Origin of the sequence: uncultured Senegalimassilia sp., assembly GCF_934630535.1 — a bacterium.
In the GTDB taxonomy this organism is placed as follows: Bacteria; Actinomycetota; Coriobacteriia; order Coriobacteriales; family Eggerthellaceae; genus Senegalimassilia.
Genome location: NZ_CAKTVU010000005.1, coordinates 75,646 through 96,007, shown reverse-complemented (window position 1 = coordinate 96,007; position 20,362 = coordinate 75,646). Strand labels below are relative to the sequence as shown.

Below are 20,362 nucleotides of genomic sequence, written 5' to 3'. Positions count from 1 at the left end.
GATGTTGTGTGTTTTAGTATAGGTAACTCTCACATAGTCATAGGTTTTGGTGACAAGTTTGACCAATAGTCTTGACCATACGCGTAATCCCGTACGTATACTCAGCACAGACGATTACTCATTATTTCAAATATGTCCTAGATTTCGCGCACCAACGCCCCTACAATGGCGGTATAGGATGCGTGGTCGGACAAACAACGGAAGGAGTCGCCCCGATGAACGCGCTTTCTACTATGCTGTTGATTGCGGATGCATTCGTGTCGCTGTGCGACGAGATGCCGCTTCGCAAGGTATCGATCAGCGACATAGTCCAAAGAACAGGAAAGAACCGCAAGACGTTCTACTATCATTTCGAGAACAAGGATCGCCTGATCATCTGGATTTTCCGCTACGACATGGGCCAGGTGCTCAAGAAGCATTTCTCGGAATCCGTGCTGCTTTACGAGAAACCCAGCGATGATTCCATTTCCCATTTCCCTTATTACATCACGCAGAAATCCGGTGTGCGCTCGCTCGATCACGCCGAGTTCTTCTCTTGCTTCGCCGAGGTTTTAGAGGCGCGTCGCCATTTTTATCGCGAGGCGCTTATCGACAACGGCCCCTACTCGCTGCGCAATTACCTGTACAACCTGTACGTGAACGCCATCAAGCGGGATATCGATATCATCTTGTCGAATCGTTATCTGCCGCAGGACAACATCGATTTTCTGGCCGAGTTCTACACCTGCGCATTCCTGTACTACTTCATCCGTCGATGCGACCAGACCAACGTCGAGCACCTTGCCGCCAACGCCGGCCCGTTCGCCAACATCATCCACAACTCGCTTGAGATGGAGATCAAAGAGGCGCAGCTGCGCAGGAACCTGTAAAGCGGTTCACCTATCAACGCGAAAAGGCGTTGCCAGTACGGCAACGCCTTTTCTTTTGCCCTGAGCTGCACCGAGCATCGGCTTGAACCGCCCAGCGCTGCTTGAGACTCGCAGGGCGGGAGCTACCACCCGCTCCGGAAGACCCGTTGCCGGACGATGCCGTTACCGGCCCTCCCCGGCTCAAGCACGCCGACGGACCGACCCCCCTCCCAACCGCGGGAAACGAAACAGGGCGCCCGCTTTGCGCGAACACCCTGTGAACGAACGTTTTACCAGTTCGTCGGTTACTTACGATGCTCTGCCTTATCGTTGAGCAGACGGTTCAAAGCGTTGAGGTAGGCCTTCGTGGACGAGACGATGATATCGCCATCGGCGCCGCGGCCCGTGTAGATCTCCCCATCGGGAGCGGTAACGCGGATGGTGACCTCGCCAAGAGCGTCGATGCCGCGCGTGACGGACTGCACCGAGAACTCCGTGAGGTCGTTGTCAACCTGCACGATCTTGTTCACGGCCTTGTACACGGCGTCGACGGGACCGGTGCCGTAATCGCACGCGGTGACCACCTGATCGGCGGCGTTGCGAAGCGTGACGGTAGCCGTGGGAGTGAGCGGGAAGCCGCAGGAGATCTGCACGGATTCGAGCGTGTACAGAGCCGCCTCGTTGCGATGGCTCTCATGCATGAGCGACTCGAGGTCCTCGTCGTAGACTTCCTTCTTCTTATCGGCAAGGTCGAGGAAGGCGTTGTACATCTTGTCAAGCTGCTCGGGGTCAAGCTCGTAGCCGAGCTCCTCAAGACGATGCTTCAGCGCCGCATGGCCGCTGCGCGCGGTGAGCACGATCTGGGACTGGCCTGCACCGACCTCTTCCGGGTCGATGATCTCGTAGGTATCGCGCTTCTTCAGCACGCCATCCTGGTGGATGCCGGAGGAATGGGCGAAGGCGTTTGCGCCGACGATGGCCTTGTTCACCTGGACGTTGATGCCGGTGATCGAGGATACCAGGCGGGAGGCCTTGATGAACTCGCGGGTGTTGATGTCGGTATGGGCGTCAAGCTCCCCACCGTGCATCCTGATGCCCATCACCACCTCTTCCATGGCCGTGTTGCCAGCGCGCTCGCCGAGGCCGTTGATGGTGCACTCGACCTGCGTGGCGCCGTTTTGCACGCCCGCCAGCGACAGTGCCGTTGCCATGCCCAGGTCGTTGTGGCAATGGACGGAAACGGTGATGTTCTCGATGCCGCGCACGTTTTCCATGAGGTACTTGATGCGCTCGCCGAACTCGCCGGGCAGGCTGTAGCCCGTGGTGTCGGGGATGTTCACAACGGTTGCGCCGGCATCGACGACCGCCTGGATCACCTTTGCCAGAAACGCGTAATCGGCACGGCCGGCGTCTTCGGCGTAGAACTGCACGTCCTCGACGTACTTCTTCGCATAGGACACGGCCGCGACGGCGCGCTCGATGCACTGGTCCTCGGTGATGCGGAGCTTGTCGTGGATATGGCTGGGGCTGACGCCGATACCCGTATGGATACGGGGGCGCTTAGCGTACTTCAAAGCCTCGGCTGCGCGGTCGATGTCCTTTTCCACCGCACGGGTCAAGCCCACGACCGTGGCGCCATCGCCTGCCAGCTCGGCGATTCGGCGAACGCTCTCGAAGTCGCCGGGACTGGAGATCGGAAAGCCCGCTTCGATGACGTCGACGTTCAGACGTAGAAGCTGACGCGCCACAACAAGCTTTTCCTCGGTGTTCATGGAAGCGCCCGGCGATTGCTCGCCGTCGCGCAGCGTTGTGTCGAAAATTGCGATCTTGCGCGTCATTTCCGTTCCTTTCAGCGATGTTTGCAAATGTGAAATCATTCTAATACACCTAGCGCTACGGTCGAGTTAAAACTCACATCAACAAGTTACCCACATGTTAAATATTGTCCCGATTAGGTGCTTCTCAAGCCTTCTTCGCACACGGATCGCGATCGGTGACCGATGAATTGCCCTCCTGTAACCGAAAAACGCCCGCCGCGATTGCACGCGACGGGCGTCGATGTGATATGCGATGGCCAGCGTTTGGGGCGGCCGCTTCGAAACGCTGCACCTTCCCGCTATCCAAGCCAAAGTTTGCCGGCAGCCCAGCACCCTTGCGATGACGCTCAAACGGGGCTTCGAGCGGCGCGAACCTTACAGCTTCACGTACCAGAGGTTCTTCAGGTCCTCAAGGTTCTCGCGCAGCTTGGCCAGCACGCTGTCGTCAAGCTCGCCTTCGATGTTCATGTAGACGATGGCCTGACCGGCTTCGGGGTCGTTGACGATCTGCATGGTGGTGATGTTGATGCCGGCGTCGCCGAGGATGGAGCCGATGGTGCCCACGCGGCCGGGACGGTCCTCGTACTGGAAGATGAGCGCCTGCGGACCGGGAGCGATGTCGACCTTGTAGCCCAAAAGCGAGATGAGGCGCACGTGCTGGTCCTCACCGGAAAGCGTGCAGCCGATCTCACGGCCATCGGCGACCACCGTCACCGAAGAGGAGTACGCGCCTGCAGAGGCGTGCGCGCCGGTATCGACGCGGATGCCGTGACGGCGGGCGACGGCCTCGGCGTTGACGGGTGTGACCACCGTTGCCAGGTTCTTGTAGGAAAGCAGGCCCTGCAGCGTGCCGGCCACCAGGATGGTGGCATCGGCCGGAGCGGCCTTGCCGGATGCGGTGAGCGACAAGCGCTTGGGCACTTCCCCGCCGAGCTGGGCGAGCATGCTGCCCATCATCTGGCAGGCGGGCACGTACGGGCCCACGGCGTCCATGACCTCGGGCGGCACGGGCGCCATGTTGAGCGCGGTGGGAACGACGCTGCCCTCAAGGCCGGCGGCGATGTAATCGGCGATCTGCACGCCCGCGCGCCTTTGCGCCTCGTAGGTGTAGGCGCCCAGATGGGGCGTGAGGATGGCGTTGGGGAACTCGTGCAGCGGGCTTTGCGTGCAGGGCTCGTCCTCGAACACGTCGATACCCGCGGCGCCGATCTTGCCGGCGGCAAGGAAATCGGCCAGCGAGTCGACGTTGTAGATGCCGCCGCGCGCCACGTTGACCAGGATGACGCCGTCTTTCATAGCGGCATACTGCTCGGGGCCGAACATGCCGATGGTCTCATCGGTCTTCGGCAGATGAACCGTGATGAAGTCGGCCAGGGGAAGGAGCTCCTCCATGCTGTCGTAGAGCGCCACACCGAGCTGCTCGGCGCGCTCGGGGCTGCAGTACGGGTCGTAGCCGACCAGGTGCATGCCGAAGGCGCGGGCGCGCTCGGCCACCAAGCCGCCGATGCGGCCCAGGCCGAAGATGGCCAGCGTCTTCTCATACAGCTCGCTGCCGCAGAACTTGCCGCGGGACCACTCGCCCGCGTGCATGCTGGCGTTGGCCTGGGCGGTGTTGCGCGCGCATGCCAGCATCAAGCACATGGTCTGCTCGGCGGCGGAGACGATGTTGGAGGTGGGAGCGTTGCACACGATGATGCCGGCCTCGGTGGCGGCCTCGACGTCGACGTTGTCCACGCCCACGCCCGCGCGGCCGATGATGCGCAGCTTCGAAGCCGCGGCGATGACCTCGCGCGTGACGTGCGTGGCGGAGCGCACCACGAGCGCATCGTATTCGGGGATGGCCTCGATGAGCTCATCCGTGGACATCTTCAGCTTGACATCTACCTGCAAGCCCTTTTCCGCAAGGCGGTCCAAACCGGCCTGCGCCAGCTTCTCGGTAACCAGGACCTTCTTCGTCATGCGCAAAAACCACCCTTCGTGTTGTGTTCGCATACGCTTCCATACTACACAACGCGCATCTTCGCGGCGTATCCGGGATGCAAATATCCGGAGAAAGGCCGATAGTCGCAAACGAATGCGCGAAATCGTGGCGCGTTGGCGGGGCGCGTGAACGGCGTTTGGACACGGCGAGGCGCAGCGTACGGAAGGCGCATCGAGCCCGCACCCTGCCGCATGGACGCAGAAACCGTCGTTGCCCAATCCCCCAAGTCCCTCAGCACTCCCATGAATAGCGAAGGGGCCGGGCGTTATGCCCGGCCCCTTGAGGGAAACCGATTCGAGATACTGCCGGCAGCCATGTGCGGCTACGCTGCCAGACCCAAAGCGTTCGCGCTATTCGGCCTCGTCGGACTTGACCCAGGAGAACATGCCGCGGATCTTGGCACCGGTCTGCTCGATCTCGTGGTTGTTGATGGCCTCGCGCTGCTCGAAGAGCCACTTGTGGCCGTTCTTGCAGTCGGCGACGAACTCGCGGGCGAAGTCGCCGTTCTGGATGCGATGCAGGATCTCCTTCATGGCCTCGCGGGACTGCTCGTTGATGACCTTCGGGCCGGCGTAGTACTCGCCGTACTCGGCGGTGTTGGAGATGGAGTAGTTCATGAAGTGGATGCCGGACTCGTACATGAGGTCGACGATCATCTTCATCTCATGGTAGCACTCGAAGTAAGCCAGCTCGGGCGGGTAACCGGCCTCGGTCAGGGTCTCGAAACCGGCCTTGACCAGCTCCACCAGGCCGCCGCAGAGAACTGCCTGCTCGCCGAAGAGGTCCTCCTCGGTCTCCTGGGCGAACGTGGCCTTGATGATGCCGGAACGGGCACCGCCGACGCCCCAGCAGTAGGACATGATGATATCCCAAGCGTCACCGGTGGCATCCTGGTACACGCAAGCCAGATCCGGCACGCCGGAACCCTCGGTATACTGACGGCGCACGATGTGGCCCGGGCCCTTCGGGGCGCACATGACGACGTTGACGTCCTCGGGGGCCTTGATGTAGCCGTAGTGGATGTTGAAGCCGTGGGCGAAGGCCAGGGTGTCGCCGGCCTTCAGATGAGAAGCGATGTGCTGCTCGTAGACCTCGGGCTGCAGCTCGTCGGGAACGAGGATCATGACGACGTCGGCTTCCTCGGCGGCCTGGTCCATGGTGGTGACCTTCAGGCCGGCCTCTTCGGCCTTAGCCCAGCTCTTGGAGCCCTCGCGCAGGCCGACGCGCACGTCGACGCCGGAGTCCATGAGGTTCAAGGCATGGGCATGGCCCTGGGAGCCGTAACCGATGATGGCGACCTTCTTGCCCTGGATGATCTTCGGATCGACGTCGTTTTCGTAGTAGATCGTAACAGCCATGGTGGTATTTCCTTTCTTCTTGGCTGATGTACCTGGATGGATAGCGTGTGCGAAAGAGCATCGGCATATGGCGGCGAAGGGTGCGCCCTAGCCGCATGCCGCGCTCATGCCGATCACGGCATCGCCCACATGCGCAGCCTGCGCTGCCAAAGCGTGTTGCGTGATGCCATGGGGCCCTACGACTCCTTCGAGGCGCGCGACATGGCGATCTTGCCGGTGCGCGTGATCTCCTTGATGCCGTATGCGCGGAACAGGTCCTCCATGCCCTTGAGCTTCGACTCGTCGCCCGTGGCCTCGATGGTGAGGCTCGAGCGGCCGACGTCGACGATCTTGGCGCGGAACACGTTGGCGATCTCGATGATCTCGTTGCGGCGGTCGGGCGCGGCGTTGACCTTGAACAGCGCCAGCTCGCGCTCGATGGCCGACGTGTCGGTGAGGTCGGTGATCTTGAACACGCTCACCAGCTTGTTGAGCTGCTTGGTGAGCTGCTCGTATGCCAGCTCGTCGGCCTTCACGATGATGGTGATGCGCGACATGGTGGGGTCTTCGGTGGGACCTACCGACAGCGAGTCGATGTTGAAACCGCGGCGCGAGACCATGCCCGTGACGCGCGAGAGCACGCCGGGCTTGTTCTCAACCAAAACGGACAGGATATGCTTCATCGGGACTCCCCTTCCACATCCGCGCCGTCGAGCTTCTCGCCCTCGCGCGGTCCTTTGTCTTCGGGATCGCTTTCCCAGCGGCCGCCGAACTGCGCGTCGATCTTGGCGCAAGGGCTTTTCTCCGGCTCGGGCGCGGGCGCCGGCTGGCCGGGCACATCGGTGCGCACGGCGCCGACCGCCACGTCGATGGCGCCGAGCACGTCGGACATGGCAGCGCCGGGGGCGACCATCGGGAACACGTTCTGGTCGTCGGGGATGGCCACATCGAGCAGGAAGGGCCCATCGCAGGCCAGCATCTCGTCAAGCGCGGCGTCGACGTCCTCGGGGGCGGTGATGCGGCGGGACTTCCAGCTGTAGGCATCTGCGAGCTTGCAGAAATCGGGATTGGCCGACAGCTCGGTGAAGCTGTAGCGCTCGTTGTAGAACAGCTTCTGCCACTGATGCACCATGCCCAGCGCGCGGTTGTCCAGGATGAGCACCTTCACCGGCACGCCGTTGATGGCGGCCGTGGCCATCTCCTGGGAGTTCATCTGGAACGAGCCGTCGCCGGCGACGCAGACCACCTGGTCGCCCGGGCAGCCGAAGGCGGCGCCGATGGCTGCGGGGAAACCGAACCCCATGGTGCCCAGGCCGCCGGAGGAGATGAACGTGCGCGGCTTCTCGCGATCGATGAACTGCGCCGCCCACATCTGATGCTGGCCGACCTCGGTCACAACGATGGAGCGGTTGGGATCGAGCTTGCGCGAAAGCTTCTGCATGACCGTTTCCGGAACGATGCGGTCGGGGTCCTCCACCAGGTCGGAGTGGTAGAACGGGTAGCGACGGCGCCACTCGGCGATCTGAGCGAGCCACGGTGCGGTGATGGGCTTGGCGCCCGCCTTCGCAACCGCCTCGTTGATGCCGGCGAGCACGCCGCGAAGGTCGCCGACGATGGGGATCTGCACCTTGCGGATCTTGCCGATCTCGGCCGGGTCGATATCGATATGGATGACGTCGGCATGCGGGGCGAACTCGGAGAGCTTGCCCGTCACGCGGTCGGAGAAGCGCGCGCCGCAGGCGATGATCAGGTCCGATTCGGTCATGGCAAGGTTGGCGTACTTCGAGCCGTGCATGCCCACGGGGCCGATGTTGAGCGGGTTGGAAGCGGGGAACGCGCCCTTGCCCATAAGGGTGGTGACCACGGGCAGCTGCAGCGCATCGGCCAGTTCCACCAGCTCATCGGCCGCACCGGAGCTGACCACGCCGCCACCGACGTAGAGCACGGGGCGCTCGGCGCGCTGCATGCGCTGGACCGCCGCGCGGATCTGCTTGGCGTTGCCGCGGTAGGTGGGGCGATACGAGGGCAGGTTGACCTTGTCGGGATAGTCGAAGACCATCTTTTCGGACAGGATGTCGGAGGGGATGTCGATGAGCACCGGGCCGGGGCGGCCGGATGCGGCGATATGGAACGCCTCGCGGAAGGTGGTCGTCAGCTCATCGGTGGACTGCAGCAGGAAGGAGTGCTTGACCACGGGCATGGTGATGCCGACGATGTCGGACTCCTGGAAGCTGTCGGTGCCGATGACGCCGCGCGGCACCTGGCCGGTGATGACCACGAGCGGCACGCTGTCCATATAGGCGGTGGCGATGCCGGTGACCGTGTTGGTGGCGCCGGGGCCGGAGGTCACGATGACCACGCCGACGTTGCCCGTGGCGCGCGCATAGCCGTCGGCCTCGTGGACCGCGCCCTGCTCGTGACGGGCGAGCACGTGATGCAGCTGCTTGCTGTCGTAGAGCGCGTCGTAGATCTTGATGGCCTGGCCGCCCGGATAACCGAACACCAGGTCGACGCCCTCGGCCTCGAGCGAGGCCACCACGGCCTGCGCGCCGATCATCTCTTCGCCCTGTTTGGGGTTCTTGCTGCCCAGACCGCGGGGCTGTCCTGCGGTGGACGCGTGCTTATCTTGCTTGCGTTCGCTCATGACACATACGCTCCCTTGTCTGCGGAGGAAACCAGCTTGGCGTACTTTGCCAGCACGCCATGGTTGTGCTTGGGCGCCGGCGCGACGAATGCCGCGCGGCGGGCCGCCAGCTCGTCATCGTCGACGTGCAGCGTGATGGCGCCGCCCTCGATGTCGACGGTGATCTGATCGCCGTCCTGAATCAGCGCGATCGGGCCGCCGGCCGCGGCCTCGGGGCTGATGTGGCCGACGCACGGGCCCTTGGAGGCGCCGGAGAAGCGGCCGTCGGTGAGCAGCGCCACCGACTTGGAAAGGCCCATGCCCACGATGGCGCTGGTGGGAGTGAGCATCTCGCGCATACCCGGGCCGCCGGCGGGGCCTTCGTAGCGGATGACCACCACGTCGCCGGGGTTGATCTTACCGGCGAAGATGGCCTCGCAGGCCTGCTCCTCGGAGTCGAAGCAACGGGCCGGGCCGGTGTGCGTGAGCATGGACGGGTCGACCGCCGACTTCTTCACGATGCCGCCGTTGGGCGCCACGTTGCCATGGAGCACACGCAGGGCGCCCACCTTGGAGAAGGGGTTGTCGTGCGTGCGGCACACCTCGCCGTCGGCGGGCTTGGTGCAGTTGGCCAGATACTCGTCCATGGTGCCCATGACCGTGAGCGCGCTGCGGTCGAGCAGGCCCGCCTCGCCGAGCTCGTGCATGACCACCGGCACGCCGCCGACGGCGTACAGGTCGATGAGCGGACGCGGACCGGAGGGCTGCAGCTTCACCAGGTGCGGGGTGCGGGCGCTTGCGGCATCCCAATCGTCCATGGTGATGGGGTGGCCCGCCTCCTGCGCAATGGCGGTAAGGTGCAGCACCGTGTTCGTGGAACCGCCGAAGGCCATGTCGCATTCCATGGCGTTATGGATGGCGGCCTCGGTGATGATGTCCTTGATGCAGATGCCCTTCTCAAGAAGCTCCATGACCTTCATGCCGGCATGCTTGGCCAGGCGCAGGCGCTCGGAGTACACGGCGGGGATGGTGCCGTTGCCGGGAAGCGCGATGCCCAATGCCTCGCACAGGCAGTTCATGGAGTTGGCGGTGAACATGCCGGAGCAGGAACCGCACGTGGGGCACGCGGTGTCCTCGAAGTACTTGAGCTCCTCTTCGGTCATAGTGCCCGCGGCAACCTGGCCGGCGCCGTCGAAGAGCGTGTTCAGGTCGGTAGTGGTGCCCTGCGAGCAACCGGGCTGATGGCCGGGAAGCATAGGGCCGCCGGAGACGAACACCGTGGGGATGTTCACGCGAAGCGCGCCAAGCAGCATGCCGGGAACGATCTTATCGCAGTTCGGGATGCACACGGCCGCGTCGAAGGCGTGGCCCTGCACGGCGCACTCGAAGCTGTCGGCGATGGCCTCGCGCGACACGAGCGAATAGTGCATGCCGTCGTGGTTCATGGCGATGCCGTCGCACACGCCGATGGTGGAGATCTCGAACGGGACGCCGCCGGCCATGTAGATGCCGGCCTTCACGGCTTCGCAGATCTTATCGAGGTTGTTATGACCGGGGATGATGTCGTTGCGGGAGTTGAACACCGCGACAAGCGGGCGCTTCAGCTCCTCGTCGGTCAGGCCGTCGGCCTTGAGCAGGCTGCGGTGAGGGGCGCGCGGAATGCCGCATCTGACGGCGTCGCTGCGAAGTTGCATGCCAATCCTTCTTCCTTCTTCTGCCCTTTTGGGGCATAAAAAAATCCTGCTGCAAGCAACCTGCACCAGGACCTCAAAAGAGAAGGCATACACGCATAGGCATATGCGACGCATAACGGAGTCACCGGTTCAGATTACTTGCATCGGCCTTAGGCGAATGTTACTCGCTTAAGAACCGCGCGTTCGTCGGAACTGCTCGGAGGGGTTTTCGAGCCCGCCCACCACCGGCTTGCAGTAACCGCCGGCTTTCTTGGAGATGGGTTCGTCTCTACTATCCTCGTCAAAGCATTTCGCTTATGAACTTGTGGGCGTAAGTATACTCTTCAATGAAAGGTTGGCAACTGTTTTCTCACGAAATGTTCGAATTAGCCGTAGCGGCGGCCGCTTGGCGCGTGAGAACATTCCCCTTGAGCGATAACGCCCACCATCGCGAAGCGGACAGATCGTTCGCTTCCGGCCCGAAATGGAGGAAAGGCATGGATTACCGTCAGCTTACCATCAGCCCCGAGGCGCGCATCGCGCCGAACGCTACCATCATCGGCAAGGTTTCGCTTGCAAAGGACGTCACCGTGTTCGCCGGCGCCAGCTTGCGCGGCGACTACGGTTCGCGCATCGAGGTGGGCGAAGGCTCGAACATCCAGGAAGGCGTTTGCGTGCACGTGGGCGCGACGACCCCGGCCGTTATCGGGCGGGGCTGCACGGTCGGCCATGGCGCCATCGTGCACGGCTGCACCATCGGCGACAACGTGCTGGTGGGCATGGGGTCGATCGTGATGGATAACGCGCAGGTGGGCGACAACTGCATCATCGGCGCCGGCGCGCTGGTGACGGGCGGCACGCAGATCCCGGCCGGCTCGCTCGTTATCGGCAGCCCGGCGAAGGTCAAGCGCACGCTGACCGACCAGGAGATCGCCGCGAACCGCGTGGATGCGCAGGAGTACGTGGAGATCGGCAAGGACCTGGTGGCGCAGGGGCTCATGCACCCCGGCGATGCGCTGCCGAGCGATTCCATGACGATCGCCCTGTAAATCCTACTTGATAGCGAAAAGCCCGGGAACGTTCCCGGGCTTTTTTCATGGGCTGGCGGCGATACGCCTTGCCCCGCAGCATGCGCGAACGCACCTCCGTCCCCTGTTCGCGCAAACAAGGGACGGAGGTGCGTTCGCGGTGGAGGACCGGATGCCCGGCCCGCCCCCTCGAGCGCGCCCCGCTTTTGCGGTTACCGGTTTACACCGGCTTTCGCGCGGTAAGCACCCTTGGACGTCCCGCCAGGTCATCCACGATGCGCACGTGCGCGAACCCTGCTTGCCTCGCAAGGTCGGCGGCTTGGGCCAGACGCGTTTCGTGCAGCTCGAACGCGAAGCCCCCGCCGGGACGAAGCGCCGTCATGGTCCACGGGAGCAGGCGGCGAAGGATGTCGTTGCCGTCCGCGCCGCCGTCCAAGGCGAGCGCAGGCTCGAAATCGGCCACTTCCCTGGGTATCTCGGCGAGCACCGCCATTGGGACGTAGGGCGGATTGGACACCACAAGGTCCAAGCGCCCGAGCGCAGCTGCCGGCACGCCTGCGCCCAAATCGCATTGCTCGACGCGCACGCGATCGGAAAGCCCTAAGTCATGGGCGTTTTCCTTGGCAAGCGACACGGCTTTGGGCGAGATGTCCGTGGCGATGAGGCGGGCATCGGGGCGTTCGTAGGCGATGGAGCACGCGATGCAGCCCGAGCCCGTGCAGATATCCGCGACAAGCAGCGGCCGCTGCTTTGCGCAAGCGGTCGGCGAAGAGCCGTTCGATCCGCCTTCACCGCCTTGGCCGTTAAGGTAATCGTCGATAGCCTGCTTTGATCGCCGAAGCGCCTCGGGGTCTTCGGATTCCTCGGCCTGCGCCGCCTCGGCGGCAGCAGCCTCGGCGGCGATGATCACGTCGCCCTCCCATGCGTCGATGGTGCTATCGAGCGCAACGCGCTTCTTCGCCGGCGGCAGCAAGGCAAGCGCCTCGCTCACGAGCACCTCGGTCTCGGGGCGCGGGATGAGCACGCCGGGACGCACCTTCACCGTGATATGGCGAAACGCCGCCTCGCCGGTGATGTACTGCAGCGGCTCCCCCCTGCCGCGGCGCGTGACGAACCCGCGCAGCTTGTCGCGTTCGTCCATGGAAAGCGGGCGATCGAAGTTCACGTACAGCTCGATGCGCGACAGCCCGCACGCTTCCGACAACAGCCATTCGGCGGACAGGCGCGGATTCTCGTCGCCTTTGCCCTCCAAATAGCCGACGGTCCAATCGAGCGCGGCCTTAACGGTCCAGATGTCGGTCATGCTTGAAACCTTCCTGTATGCGAAACGCTGCGGCTCCGTGCAAGGCCCCGCGGCGCACGGAACCCACCGGCTCACAAGACCTCCTTGACGGGCATATGCGGCGGCGCGGCCTCCCCCACATGAAAAAGGCGAGCGGGATGCTCGCCTTTAACGTTTGCGATTAAGCGGATCCTAAACGGCCTCTTCGAGCTTCTGCGCGCGATCGGCGGCCTGAAGCGCGGCGATGACGTCGCCAAGGCCGTCGCCCTGCAGCACGCTGGTGTAGGTGGAGTTGAAGCCGATGCGATGATCGGTCACGCGGTCCTGCGGGCCGTTGTAGGTGCGGATCTTCTCCGAGCGGTCGCCCGAGCCGATCTGGGCCAGGCGCTTGGCGCCCTCGGCGGCCTGCTGCTCGGCAAGCATCTTCTCGTACAGGCGGGCGCGCAGAACGGCCATTGCCGCGATCTTGTTCTGCAGCTGGGACTTCTGGTCCTGGGACTGCACGACCAAACCCGACGGCAGGTGCGTGATGCGCACTGCGGAGTCGGTGGTGTTGACGCACTGGCCGCCCGGGCCGCCGGCGCGGTACACGTCGATGCGCAGATCGTTCTCGTTGATGTCGACCTCGACCTCGTCGGCCTCGGGCAGCACCGCCACCGTTGCGGTGGAGGTGTGGATGCGGCCCTGGGACTCGGTCTTGGGGACGCGCTGCACGCGATGGACGCCGGACTCGAACTTCATGACCGAGTACACCTTGTCGCCCTTGACCTTGAACTGGACCTCCTTGTAGCCGCCGGCGTCGGAGGGGCTGACGTCCATGAGCTCGATCTTCCACTTGCGCGAGGAGCAGAAGCGCTCGTACATCTTGAACAGGTCGCCCGCGAAGATGGCGGCCTCGTCGCCGCCGGCCGCGGCGCGGATCTCCACGATGATGTCCTTCTCATCGGCCGGGTCGGAGGGAATGAGCAGGAACTTGATGTCCTCTTCCAGGCTGGGAAGCTGCGCCTCGGCGGCCGAGATGGTCTCCTGGGCGAACTCCTTCATGTCGGGGTCGCCGAGCATCTCCTTGGCCTCGTCGATATCGGCGCAGGCCTGCAGGTACTCGCGGGACTTCGCCACCAGCTCGCCCTGGTCGGAGTATTCCTTGGCCAGCTTGTTGTATTCCTTCTGATCGGCAAGCACGGCGGGGTCGCTCATCTTGGCCTGCAGCTCCTCGTAGGCCTTGATGATCTTCTCCAGCTTGTCGCGCATTTCGCTATCTTGCATGGTCGGTGCATCCTTTGTCATATGTTGCCGGTGGCCGCGGACGGACCCGCGGCATGGGCCCTGCGTGCGCGCTAGGCGCGAGCAGGGCCGTTGTCGAACCGTAAAATCTTATCAGATTGCAACATAGTTTGCAGCCTGCTCCGCACAGACTGCACCATCGGATACCGCCGTGACCACCTGTCGGAGCGCTTTCGCGCGCACATCGCCCGCCGCGAACACGCCGGGGATGGAGGTTTCGCCGGTCTCAGAGGCCGCGATGTAGCCGCCCACATCAAGGGGTAAGGCGCCCGCAAGGAACTCGGTGTTGGGCTGCGTGCCCACCGCAACGAACACGCCGTCGACGGGCACGGTTTCCAGCGCGCCGTCGCCAACATGTTCCACCTGGGCCGAAACAAGCTTACCGCCTTCCCCATGCAGGGCGCGCACCTCGGTGTTCCACATGAAGGAAACGTTTTCCAGCTTCGCCAGCTGATCGTGGTACACGCGCGTTGCGCGAAGCTTGTCGCGGCGATGCACGAGGATGACGCGCTCGGCCAGGCGCGAGAGGTAGATGGCGTCGGCCACAGCGGTGTTGCCGCCGCCGACAACCATGACGGTTTTCCCGCGGAAGAAGTTGCCGTCGCAGGTGGCGCAATAGGATACGCCACGGCCCGTGAGCTCGGCCTCGCCGGGCACGCCGAGCTTGCGCGGGCGCGCGCCCGTGGCCACGATCACGCTGCGCGCGCCGTAGGCGCCATATGGCGTGACCAGCTGCTTCACCGGCGATGAGAGGTCGAGCGAAGACACCTCCTCGTTGACGATCTGCACGCCGAAGCGCTCGGCCTGCTCTTTCATGGACCATGCAAGTTCGAAGCCGCCGGCGCCCTCCGCAAACCCCGGGTAGTTCTCGATATGCTCGGTTTGCGCCAGCTGCCCGCCGGGCGAGAGCCGCTCGAACACGGCGGCGCGCAACCCTGCGCGCGCGGCGTACAACCCTGCGGTCAAGCCCGCCGGGCCCGCGCCGATAACGGCGACGTCGAAGGTTTCCCCGCTGGGCGCCTCGGGCGCGACCGGCACGCTGGATTCACCTTGCGTGTTATTCGATAGGCTGTTCATAGGTATCCCCCGTTTCCGCGGCCCGAAGCCGCGTTCGCTGTATGTTTCGCAATCAGTATAGGGGCTCAGGCGGTCTTACGCGTTATTGTTACCATATCGGTGCCATTTCTACAGATCGGACGCGAGGCCGCATGATGCTTGCGTGCCGTAATGAAAGCCGCAACCACGTAAGCCATCTTCTGGACGGTTTTGCAGAAAACAAGGCCTGATTTTGACGCCTGCGCCGGACATCTGGGCGGTTATTCGGGCGTTTTTCAGCATCCAGCTGCCAAAAGCCCAGGTCATGCTTAGCGATAACAGCGATTCTTCCTGCAAAACCGCCCAGAAGATGGTCCGCACGCGACAGCAGCAGCCACTGGTCGCAGGCGCGCCCAGCCCGCCGGCTCCTTCCCTTCCCTACTCCTTGCGCGCCTTATGGCGGCGATACAGCAAGGCACCAGCGAGGATGGACAGCAGCATCTGCAGCACCGTCGGCGAGAACCAGATGCCGTCCACCTGGAACAGCCGGCCCATCACGAACACCACGACGCATACGGTGACCGCCTCGGCGACGACGAGCATGTTGGAGGAACGCGAGTCGTCGACGGCGTAGAAAAACGACGTGGTGGTATGCGTGAACCCGTAGAAGATGTAGCAGATGGAAAACACCGGAAGCGCGTACGCGATAACCGGCGCCGCGATATCGGAGGCGCCGAACAGCACCGGGATGGCGTGACGAACCATGTACACGATCCCAAGGCCCACGAAGCCGAGCGCGATCGCCACCACGTAGTTGGTGTTGCGCAGCCTTCGCACCGCACGCAGATCGCCTGCCCCGCGGTAGACGCTGATAAGCGGCTGGCTGCCATCGCCGACGCTTTGGATCACGATCTGAACGAAATAGGCGACGTAAGCGATAGCGGCATATGCTGCCAGCGCGGTCTCACCGCCGTAATACGACAACGAGACGTTGTTGACGACCGTCGATACCTCGGGAAGCAGCGTCAAGCCGAACGGCGCCGCCCCAAGCTTGACGATGTGCGCGCAAATAGCGCCGTCGGGAATGAAGTCGCGCAGCGGCACGCGGTTATCACGGTGCAGGAAAAAACCGAGCACGAACAGGAAGGCGACGATCTGAGCCACCACCGTGGCCTCGGCGGCGCCCGCCGTGCCGCGCTGCCATACCACCACGAACAGGTAGTCGAGCACCACGTTCACCAAACCCGCGAAAACCTGCACGCACATGGCGAAAGCGACCATGCCTTTGTTACGGATAAGCGGCGTGCAACCGGTGACCAGCACCTGGAACGGCGCGCCGAAGGCGACGACCTTCAGATAATAAACGGCCTGCGAAAGGGTTTCGCCCTGGCCTCCCAGCGCCCGGCACAGCTGTTCGGCGAACAGCGAGTACACCGCCAGAATAGGAATCGAGGCCACCACGAGCATGAACAGGGTGACGCCGATGACGCGCTTCGAACGTTGCGCATCGCCCCTGCCGCGGGCGATGGAGCTGATGACGCCGCCGCCCATGCCAAGGCCCGTTCCCACCGCCAATATGAAGCAAACCAGCGGATAGGCCACGTTGATGCCCGCAAGGCCGGCGTCGCCGACGGCATGGCCGACGAAGATGCCGTCGATGATGCCATAGACCCCTGCCAACGTGAACGTGAGCGTGGTGGGCAGGATGTACTTCAGGTATTCCGGGATCATCGAGCGCGTGATCACGCGTTTCCTCCAATCTTGGGACCTTGAACCGACGAATCGGGAGGGGGCTGGGGTACCTGGCGCCGAACCCAACAGCCCGCGCCTTCCCCCGCAGGACGGCGAATGCACGTGCCCGGGCTACTTGCCGCTATCGTAAACGAAGGCGCCGTCCCTTACGGGGCAGCGCCTTTCGCTTGATTTCCGCGCGTGATGTTAACACACGGTTATGGAGACCGTTTGGTGTGGCACCTGTTAGCCTTAGGCAACGGTGCGCCAGGTCAAGTTGGGGAAAACGCTTCTTTGCCCTATTGCCTCACGGCCGCATGCGACCCGGACCCGGGCAGGAACGTTACATGCCGAGCAGGCCCATGATGGCCGGCTTGGGCTGCACGCCCACGGCCTGGTTCACCAGCTTGCCGCCCTTGAACACCGCAAGCGTGGGCACGCTCATGACGCCGAAGCGCTGCGCCAGATCGGGGCTGGCGTCGATGTCGACCTTGACCACCTTTGCACGGCCGGCAACCTCTGCCGCCACCTGATCGAGCGTGGGGGCGAGCATCTTGCACGGGCCGCACCACGTGGCGAAGAAATCGACGAGCACGGGAACGTCGGCCGCCTCCACCTCGGAGGCGAACTGGGAAGAAGAGATGATCTGGGACATGGGAGACCTCCTTGGTCGCTCCGGGCAGGTCGGGCCTTGCACCCGGCCGCCCATCTGTTTTATGCCCTCATTGTAGCCATCAAGCCCTTCGATGGAAGGGCCTCTACGTGTTCGTCACATATTTGTTACTGTTTTAGTACCATTCCGAAAGCAGGCGTTACGAAACGTTTACGCTATGAAAGTATGAAAGGGCGGACAGGCGCTCGGGCTATACTGGAAGCAGAACACGAGAAAGGCCACGCCCATGAACGAAACGTTTCCCGCCGAACAGCACGACACCCGCGAACGCGTCGTCTCGGCACAGCCCGAGCACGCAGACGCGGCGAAAGATGCCGAGCAGGCGAATCCAACCCCTCCCCACGCCAGCCCCGAGCCCGCATGGAAGGGAAAGCCCACCACGCCCGTGAACCTGGTGCTCGAAGGCGGCGCCATGCGCGGCCAGTTCACCGCGGGCGTACTGGATTACTTCTTGGAACATGACCTGTTCTGCGACCAGGTGATCGGCGTGTCGGCGGGCGCGCTGAACGGCTACTGCTATGTTTCGGGCGAAGTGGGGCGCACGTGCTTCCTTAATATGAAGTACTGCAACGACCCGCGCTACCTTTCCATGAAAAGCTTCGTCCATACCGGCAACGCCTGCGGCAGGGAGTTCGCCTTCCATGAAGTGCCAGAAAAGCTCGACCCGTTCGATTTCCAGGCGTTCACGAACAGCCCCATCACGCTGACCGCCGTGTCAAGCGACCTTGAGCTTGGCGAAGCGGACTACCACGCCGTGCGCGACTTGGGCCGCGACGCCGACCTGCCCTACCTGATCGCATCGTCGTCGATGCCCCTGGTCAGCCAGATCGTCGAGGTTGACGGCAAGAAGCTGCTCGATGGCGGCACCTGCGACAGCGTCCCGATCGTGCACAGCCTGCTGACCGAGCGCAAAAAGCACATCGTGGTGCTCACGCAGGACGCAACCTACGAGAAGGGGCCCAACAAGCTGATGCCCGTGCTTACCCAATTGTATGGCGACTTCCCGTACTACCTTGATCGCCTGCGCTACCGCCATGTCGAGTACAACCGCACGTACCGCCAGGTGGCGCGCATGCACGAGGCGGGCGAGCTGTTCGCCATACGCCCCCAGCGCCCCGTGGAGGTGCGCAGCATGGAGCACGATCAGGACAAGCTGCTCGACCTGTACGCGCAAGGCTACGCCGAGGCGGCGCGCACCTGGAACGACCTGCAGGAATACCTGGCGAAATAACCGCCTGGCGCTTCACCACCCTCCAAAGGAAGCAATATGCCGACCGATTTCATATCGCTATTCACCGCGTGCCTGATCGCTGCATGCGCGCCCATCATCGCGCGCATCATCCCGCGCGGGCTTGTCCCGGAAACCGTCATCCTGCTTTTGGCAGGAGCCCTGCTCGGGCCGCACATGGCGGGCCTGATCGAGCTGACCGACTCTATGAACATGATCTCGGAGCTGGGCCTGGCGTTTCTGTTCCTGTTGGCGGGCTACGAGATCGACCCCAAGAGCCTATCGGGTTCGCAGGGCAAGAAAGGCCTTGCGACCTGGGCCGTTTCCATGGTGCTTGCATGCACGGCGGTGTATTTCTCCCCCAACTTCTCGCTCAGCCACTTCGACGGGCTTGCCGTCGCCATCGCGCTGACCACCACGGCGCTCGGAACCCTGATGCCCATCCTGAAGGAGCGAAAGCTTGAGGGCACGCAGGTGGGCAACAGCATCCTGACGTTCGGCACCTGGGGCGAGCTGTGCCCCGTGCTTGCCATGGCGTTGCTGCTTTCCGCCCGCAAAACCTGGCAGACGCTGTTGATCTTGGCGCTATTCGGCGCGCTGTGCGTGATCATGGCCGTAGTGCCTTCGAAGGCGCGCAAAGCAGGCCATGGCGTGTACGGCTTCTTGCACCGCAGGCGCAACTCGACGTCGCAGACCTTCGTCCGCGTGACGGTGGTGCTGCTCATCGGGCTGGTCACCGTCTCGGCGGTGTTCGACCTGGATATCGTGCTCGGCGCGTTCGCCGCCGGCTTCGTGCTGCGCTACATCATCCCCGAAGGCGACCACGAGCTGGAGTCGAAGCTCGATGCCATCGGATACGGGTTCCTCACGCCCGTGTTCTTCGTGGTATCCGGCGCGAAGATCGATCTGGCGGGCGTTGGCGCGCAGCCGGGGCTTTTGATCACGTTCATCTGCGCGTTGCTGCTCATCCGCGCCGTGCCCATCGTGGTCGCGCTGTCCCTGGGCCGGGACGGGAAGGCGCTGTCCATGCACAACCGTATCACCGTGGCGCTGTACTGCACCACGGCGCTGCCCATCATCGTCGCAGTAACAAGCCTTGCCGTGAAATCCGGCGCCATGGCCCAGGATACCGCCGGCGTTTTGGTGGCGGCGGGCGCGATCACCGTGTTCCTCATGCCGCTTCTGGCATCGCTGACCTACCGCGTGGTTGACGCGAAGCCCATCGAGGCCGTACAGGAGATTGTGGAGAATCCCCAGGATATCCGTTCCATTTTGCACGAGCACTTGGAACTCGAGCGCATGATGGCACGCCAGGAGATAGCCGCGCGCATGGCCGCGAAGGCGCGCCGAGACGCGGGCGAAGAGGCGGCTTGGGAAGACGTGGCGTTCGCCCTGCAGCGCCAAAGCCAACGTAAGCGCGCCATGGACGAGATGCTCGATTTCGCCCGACGCGAATACGCCGCACACGAGGACGACCTACAGGAACTGGGCGAGAAAGCGGGCATAACGCGCGAGGCCGCCGCCGAACGCACCGCGAAAGCCGCCAAGGCGTTCGCGCAGCACCTCAAGGACGGAAACTGGGAGGAAGAACGCCGCATCGCCGAGCGCGCCGTGCGCGAGTACCGCCGCCACATGCACGAGCTGGGCAAGCACCTCGACAAGCACCATCAAGACGACGGAAGGTAGGCAGCTACCGCAAGGCGATGCTCCAACGCAACCGCTCAGGCCCTGCAGCGAGGGCTGCCTGCCGGCGCAGAACAACCGCCGAAAACGCGTCGTCGCGCGCTCTCGCAGGCCGGTTCGGCCGCAAGCCGACCAAACC

At 63.5% G+C, this 20,362-nt stretch carries 15 protein-coding genes; 4 read left to right on the top strand and 11 right to left on the bottom strand.

Features of this window, described 5'->3' with window-relative positions; translation table 11 throughout:
- The first annotated feature begins 215 nt into the window (after nucleotides 1-215).
- Entirely contained in the window at nucleotides 216-869 is a 654-nt protein-coding gene (locus Q0D52_RS04830) for a TetR/AcrR family transcriptional regulator C-terminal domain-containing protein (protein WP_118349819.1), read from the top strand.
- Between the two features lie 284 nt (nucleotides 870-1,153).
- Here the strand turns inward: Q0D52_RS04830 and Q0D52_RS04825 are convergent, their stop codons facing one another.
- The 6 genes from Q0D52_RS04825 to ilvD all read right to left on the bottom strand — a co-directional run bounded on the left by Q0D52_RS04825 (nucleotide 1,154) and on the right by ilvD (nucleotide 10,300).
- Entirely contained in the window at nucleotides 1,154-2,686 is a 1,533-nt protein-coding gene (locus Q0D52_RS04825; protein WP_294380534.1) for a 2-isopropylmalate synthase, read from the bottom strand.
- 354 nt (nucleotides 2,687-3,040) lie between these two features.
- Nucleotides 3,041-4,624: a phosphoglycerate dehydrogenase gene (serA, locus tag Q0D52_RS04820; protein WP_294362076.1), complete on the bottom strand. Its 1,584-nt coding sequence runs from the start codon at nucleotides 4,622-4,624 to the stop codon at nucleotides 3,041-3,043.
- A gap of 372 nt (nucleotides 4,625-4,996) precedes the next feature.
- The gene (ilvC, locus tag Q0D52_RS04815; RefSeq protein WP_294362075.1) at nucleotides 4,997-6,004 is read right to left on the bottom strand and encodes a ketol-acid reductoisomerase; all 1,008 of its coding nucleotides are present in this window, start codon (nucleotides 6,002-6,004) and stop codon (nucleotides 4,997-4,999) included.
- 176 nt (nucleotides 6,005-6,180) lie between these two features.
- Nucleotides 6,181-6,666: an acetolactate synthase small subunit gene (gene ilvN / locus Q0D52_RS04810; protein ID WP_294164358.1), complete on the bottom strand. Its 486-nt coding sequence runs from the start codon at nucleotides 6,664-6,666 to the stop codon at nucleotides 6,181-6,183.
- Nucleotides 6,663-8,627: a biosynthetic-type acetolactate synthase large subunit gene (gene ilvB, locus Q0D52_RS04805; RefSeq protein ID WP_366930328.1), complete on the bottom strand. Its 1,965-nt coding sequence runs from the start codon at nucleotides 8,625-8,627 to the stop codon at nucleotides 6,663-6,665. The genes ilvN and ilvB overlap by 4 nt, the downstream gene beginning before the upstream one ends.
- Nucleotides 8,624-10,300, bottom strand: a complete 1,677-nt coding sequence (ilvD, locus tag Q0D52_RS04800) for a dihydroxy-acid dehydratase (RefSeq protein ID WP_294380532.1) — start codon at nucleotides 10,298-10,300, stop codon at nucleotides 8,624-8,626. Before ilvD ends, ilvB begins: the two co-directional genes overlap by 4 nt.
- A 476-nt stretch (nucleotides 10,301-10,776) precedes the next feature.
- Here ilvD and Q0D52_RS04795 point away from each other — a divergent pair, with 476 nt between their 5' ends.
- Nucleotides 10,777-11,328, top strand: a complete 552-nt coding sequence (locus Q0D52_RS04795) for a gamma carbonic anhydrase family protein (protein WP_294362073.1) — start codon at nucleotides 10,777-10,779, stop codon at nucleotides 11,326-11,328.
- A 199-nt stretch (nucleotides 11,329-11,527) separates the two neighbouring features.
- Here the strand turns inward: Q0D52_RS04795 and Q0D52_RS04790 are convergent, their stop codons facing one another.
- The 5 genes from Q0D52_RS04790 to trxA form a co-directional block, all read right to left on the bottom strand.
- Nucleotides 11,528-12,610 carry a HemK/PrmC family methyltransferase gene (locus Q0D52_RS04790; RefSeq protein WP_294380530.1) on the bottom strand — a complete coding sequence of 361 codons (1,083 nt, stop codon included), beginning with the start codon at nucleotides 12,608-12,610 and terminating at the stop codon, nucleotides 11,528-11,530.
- 171 nt (nucleotides 12,611-12,781) lie between these two features.
- Complete coding sequence (gene prfA / locus Q0D52_RS04785) at nucleotides 12,782-13,840, bottom strand: peptide chain release factor 1 (RefSeq protein WP_294380603.1); 1,059 nt, start codon at nucleotides 13,838-13,840, stop codon at nucleotides 12,782-12,784.
- 126 nt (nucleotides 13,841-13,966) lie between these two features.
- Entirely contained in the window at nucleotides 13,967-14,950 is a 984-nt protein-coding gene (gene trxB, locus Q0D52_RS04780) for a thioredoxin-disulfide reductase (RefSeq protein ID WP_294380528.1), read from the bottom strand.
- Between the two features lie 396 nt (nucleotides 14,951-15,346).
- Complete coding sequence (locus tag Q0D52_RS04775; protein ID WP_294380525.1) at nucleotides 15,347-16,654, bottom strand: MATE family efflux transporter; 1,308 nt, start codon at nucleotides 16,652-16,654, stop codon at nucleotides 15,347-15,349.
- A 328-nt stretch (nucleotides 16,655-16,982) separates the two neighbouring features.
- Nucleotides 16,983-17,294, bottom strand: coding sequence for a thioredoxin (gene trxA / locus Q0D52_RS04770; protein ID WP_294164367.1), 312 nt, complete (start codon nucleotides 17,292-17,294; stop codon nucleotides 16,983-16,985).
- A 244-nt stretch (nucleotides 17,295-17,538) separates the two neighbouring features.
- Between trxA and Q0D52_RS04765 the strand changes: the two genes are divergently transcribed.
- Together Q0D52_RS04765 and Q0D52_RS04760 are read left to right on the top strand one after the other, a co-directional pair.
- The gene (locus tag Q0D52_RS04765; RefSeq protein WP_294380524.1) at nucleotides 17,539-18,543 is read left to right on the top strand and encodes a patatin family protein; all 1,005 of its coding nucleotides are present in this window, start codon (nucleotides 17,539-17,541) and stop codon (nucleotides 18,541-18,543) included.
- Between the two features lie 36 nt (nucleotides 18,544-18,579).
- Nucleotides 18,580-20,226 (top strand): cation:proton antiporter, encoded by a 1,647-nt coding sequence (locus Q0D52_RS04760; protein ID WP_294380522.1) that lies wholly within the window; start codon nucleotides 18,580-18,582, stop codon nucleotides 20,224-20,226.
- Nucleotides 20,227-20,362 lie beyond the last annotated feature (136 nt).

Coding starts and splice junctions, on each gene's coding strand:
- trxB (WP_294380528.1), bottom strand. CDS start 14,950: ATGAACAGCCTATCGAATAACACGCAAGGTGAATCCAGCGTGCCGGTC.
- ilvB (WP_366930328.1), bottom strand. CDS start 8,627: ATGAGCGAACGCAAGCAAGATAAGCACGCGTCCACCGCAGGACAGCCC.
- serA (WP_294362076.1), bottom strand. CDS start 4,624: ATGACGAAGAAGGTCCTGGTTACCGAGAAGCTGGCGCAGGCCGGTTTG.
- Q0D52_RS04830 (WP_118349819.1), top strand. CDS start 216: ATGAACGCGCTTTCTACTATGCTGTTGATTGCGGATGCATTCGTGTCG.
- Q0D52_RS04825 (WP_294380534.1), bottom strand. CDS start 2,686: ATGACGCGCAAGATCGCAATTTTCGACACAACGCTGCGCGACGGCGAG.
- ilvN (WP_294164358.1), bottom strand. CDS start 6,666: ATGAAGCATATCCTGTCCGTTTTGGTTGAGAACAAGCCCGGCGTGCTC.
- Q0D52_RS04760 (WP_294380522.1), top strand. CDS start 18,580: ATGCCGACCGATTTCATATCGCTATTCACCGCGTGCCTGATCGCTGCA.
- trxA (WP_294164367.1), bottom strand. CDS start 17,294: ATGTCCCAGATCATCTCTTCTTCCCAGTTCGCCTCCGAGGTGGAGGCG.
- Q0D52_RS04795 (WP_294362073.1), top strand. CDS start 10,777: ATGGATTACCGTCAGCTTACCATCAGCCCCGAGGCGCGCATCGCGCCG.
- ilvD (WP_294380532.1), bottom strand. CDS start 10,300: ATGCAACTTCGCAGCGACGCCGTCAGATGCGGCATTCCGCGCGCCCCT.
- prfA (WP_294380603.1), bottom strand. CDS start 13,840: ATGCGCGACAAGCTGGAGAAGATCATCAAGGCCTACGAGGAGCTGCAG.
- ilvC (WP_294362075.1), bottom strand. CDS start 6,004: ATGGCTGTTACGATCTACTACGAAAACGACGTCGATCCGAAGATCATC.
- Q0D52_RS04765 (WP_294380524.1), top strand. CDS start 17,539: ATGAACGAAACGTTTCCCGCCGAACAGCACGACACCCGCGAACGCGTC.
- Q0D52_RS04790 (WP_294380530.1), bottom strand. CDS start 12,610: ATGACCGACATCTGGACCGTTAAGGCCGCGCTCGATTGGACCGTCGGC.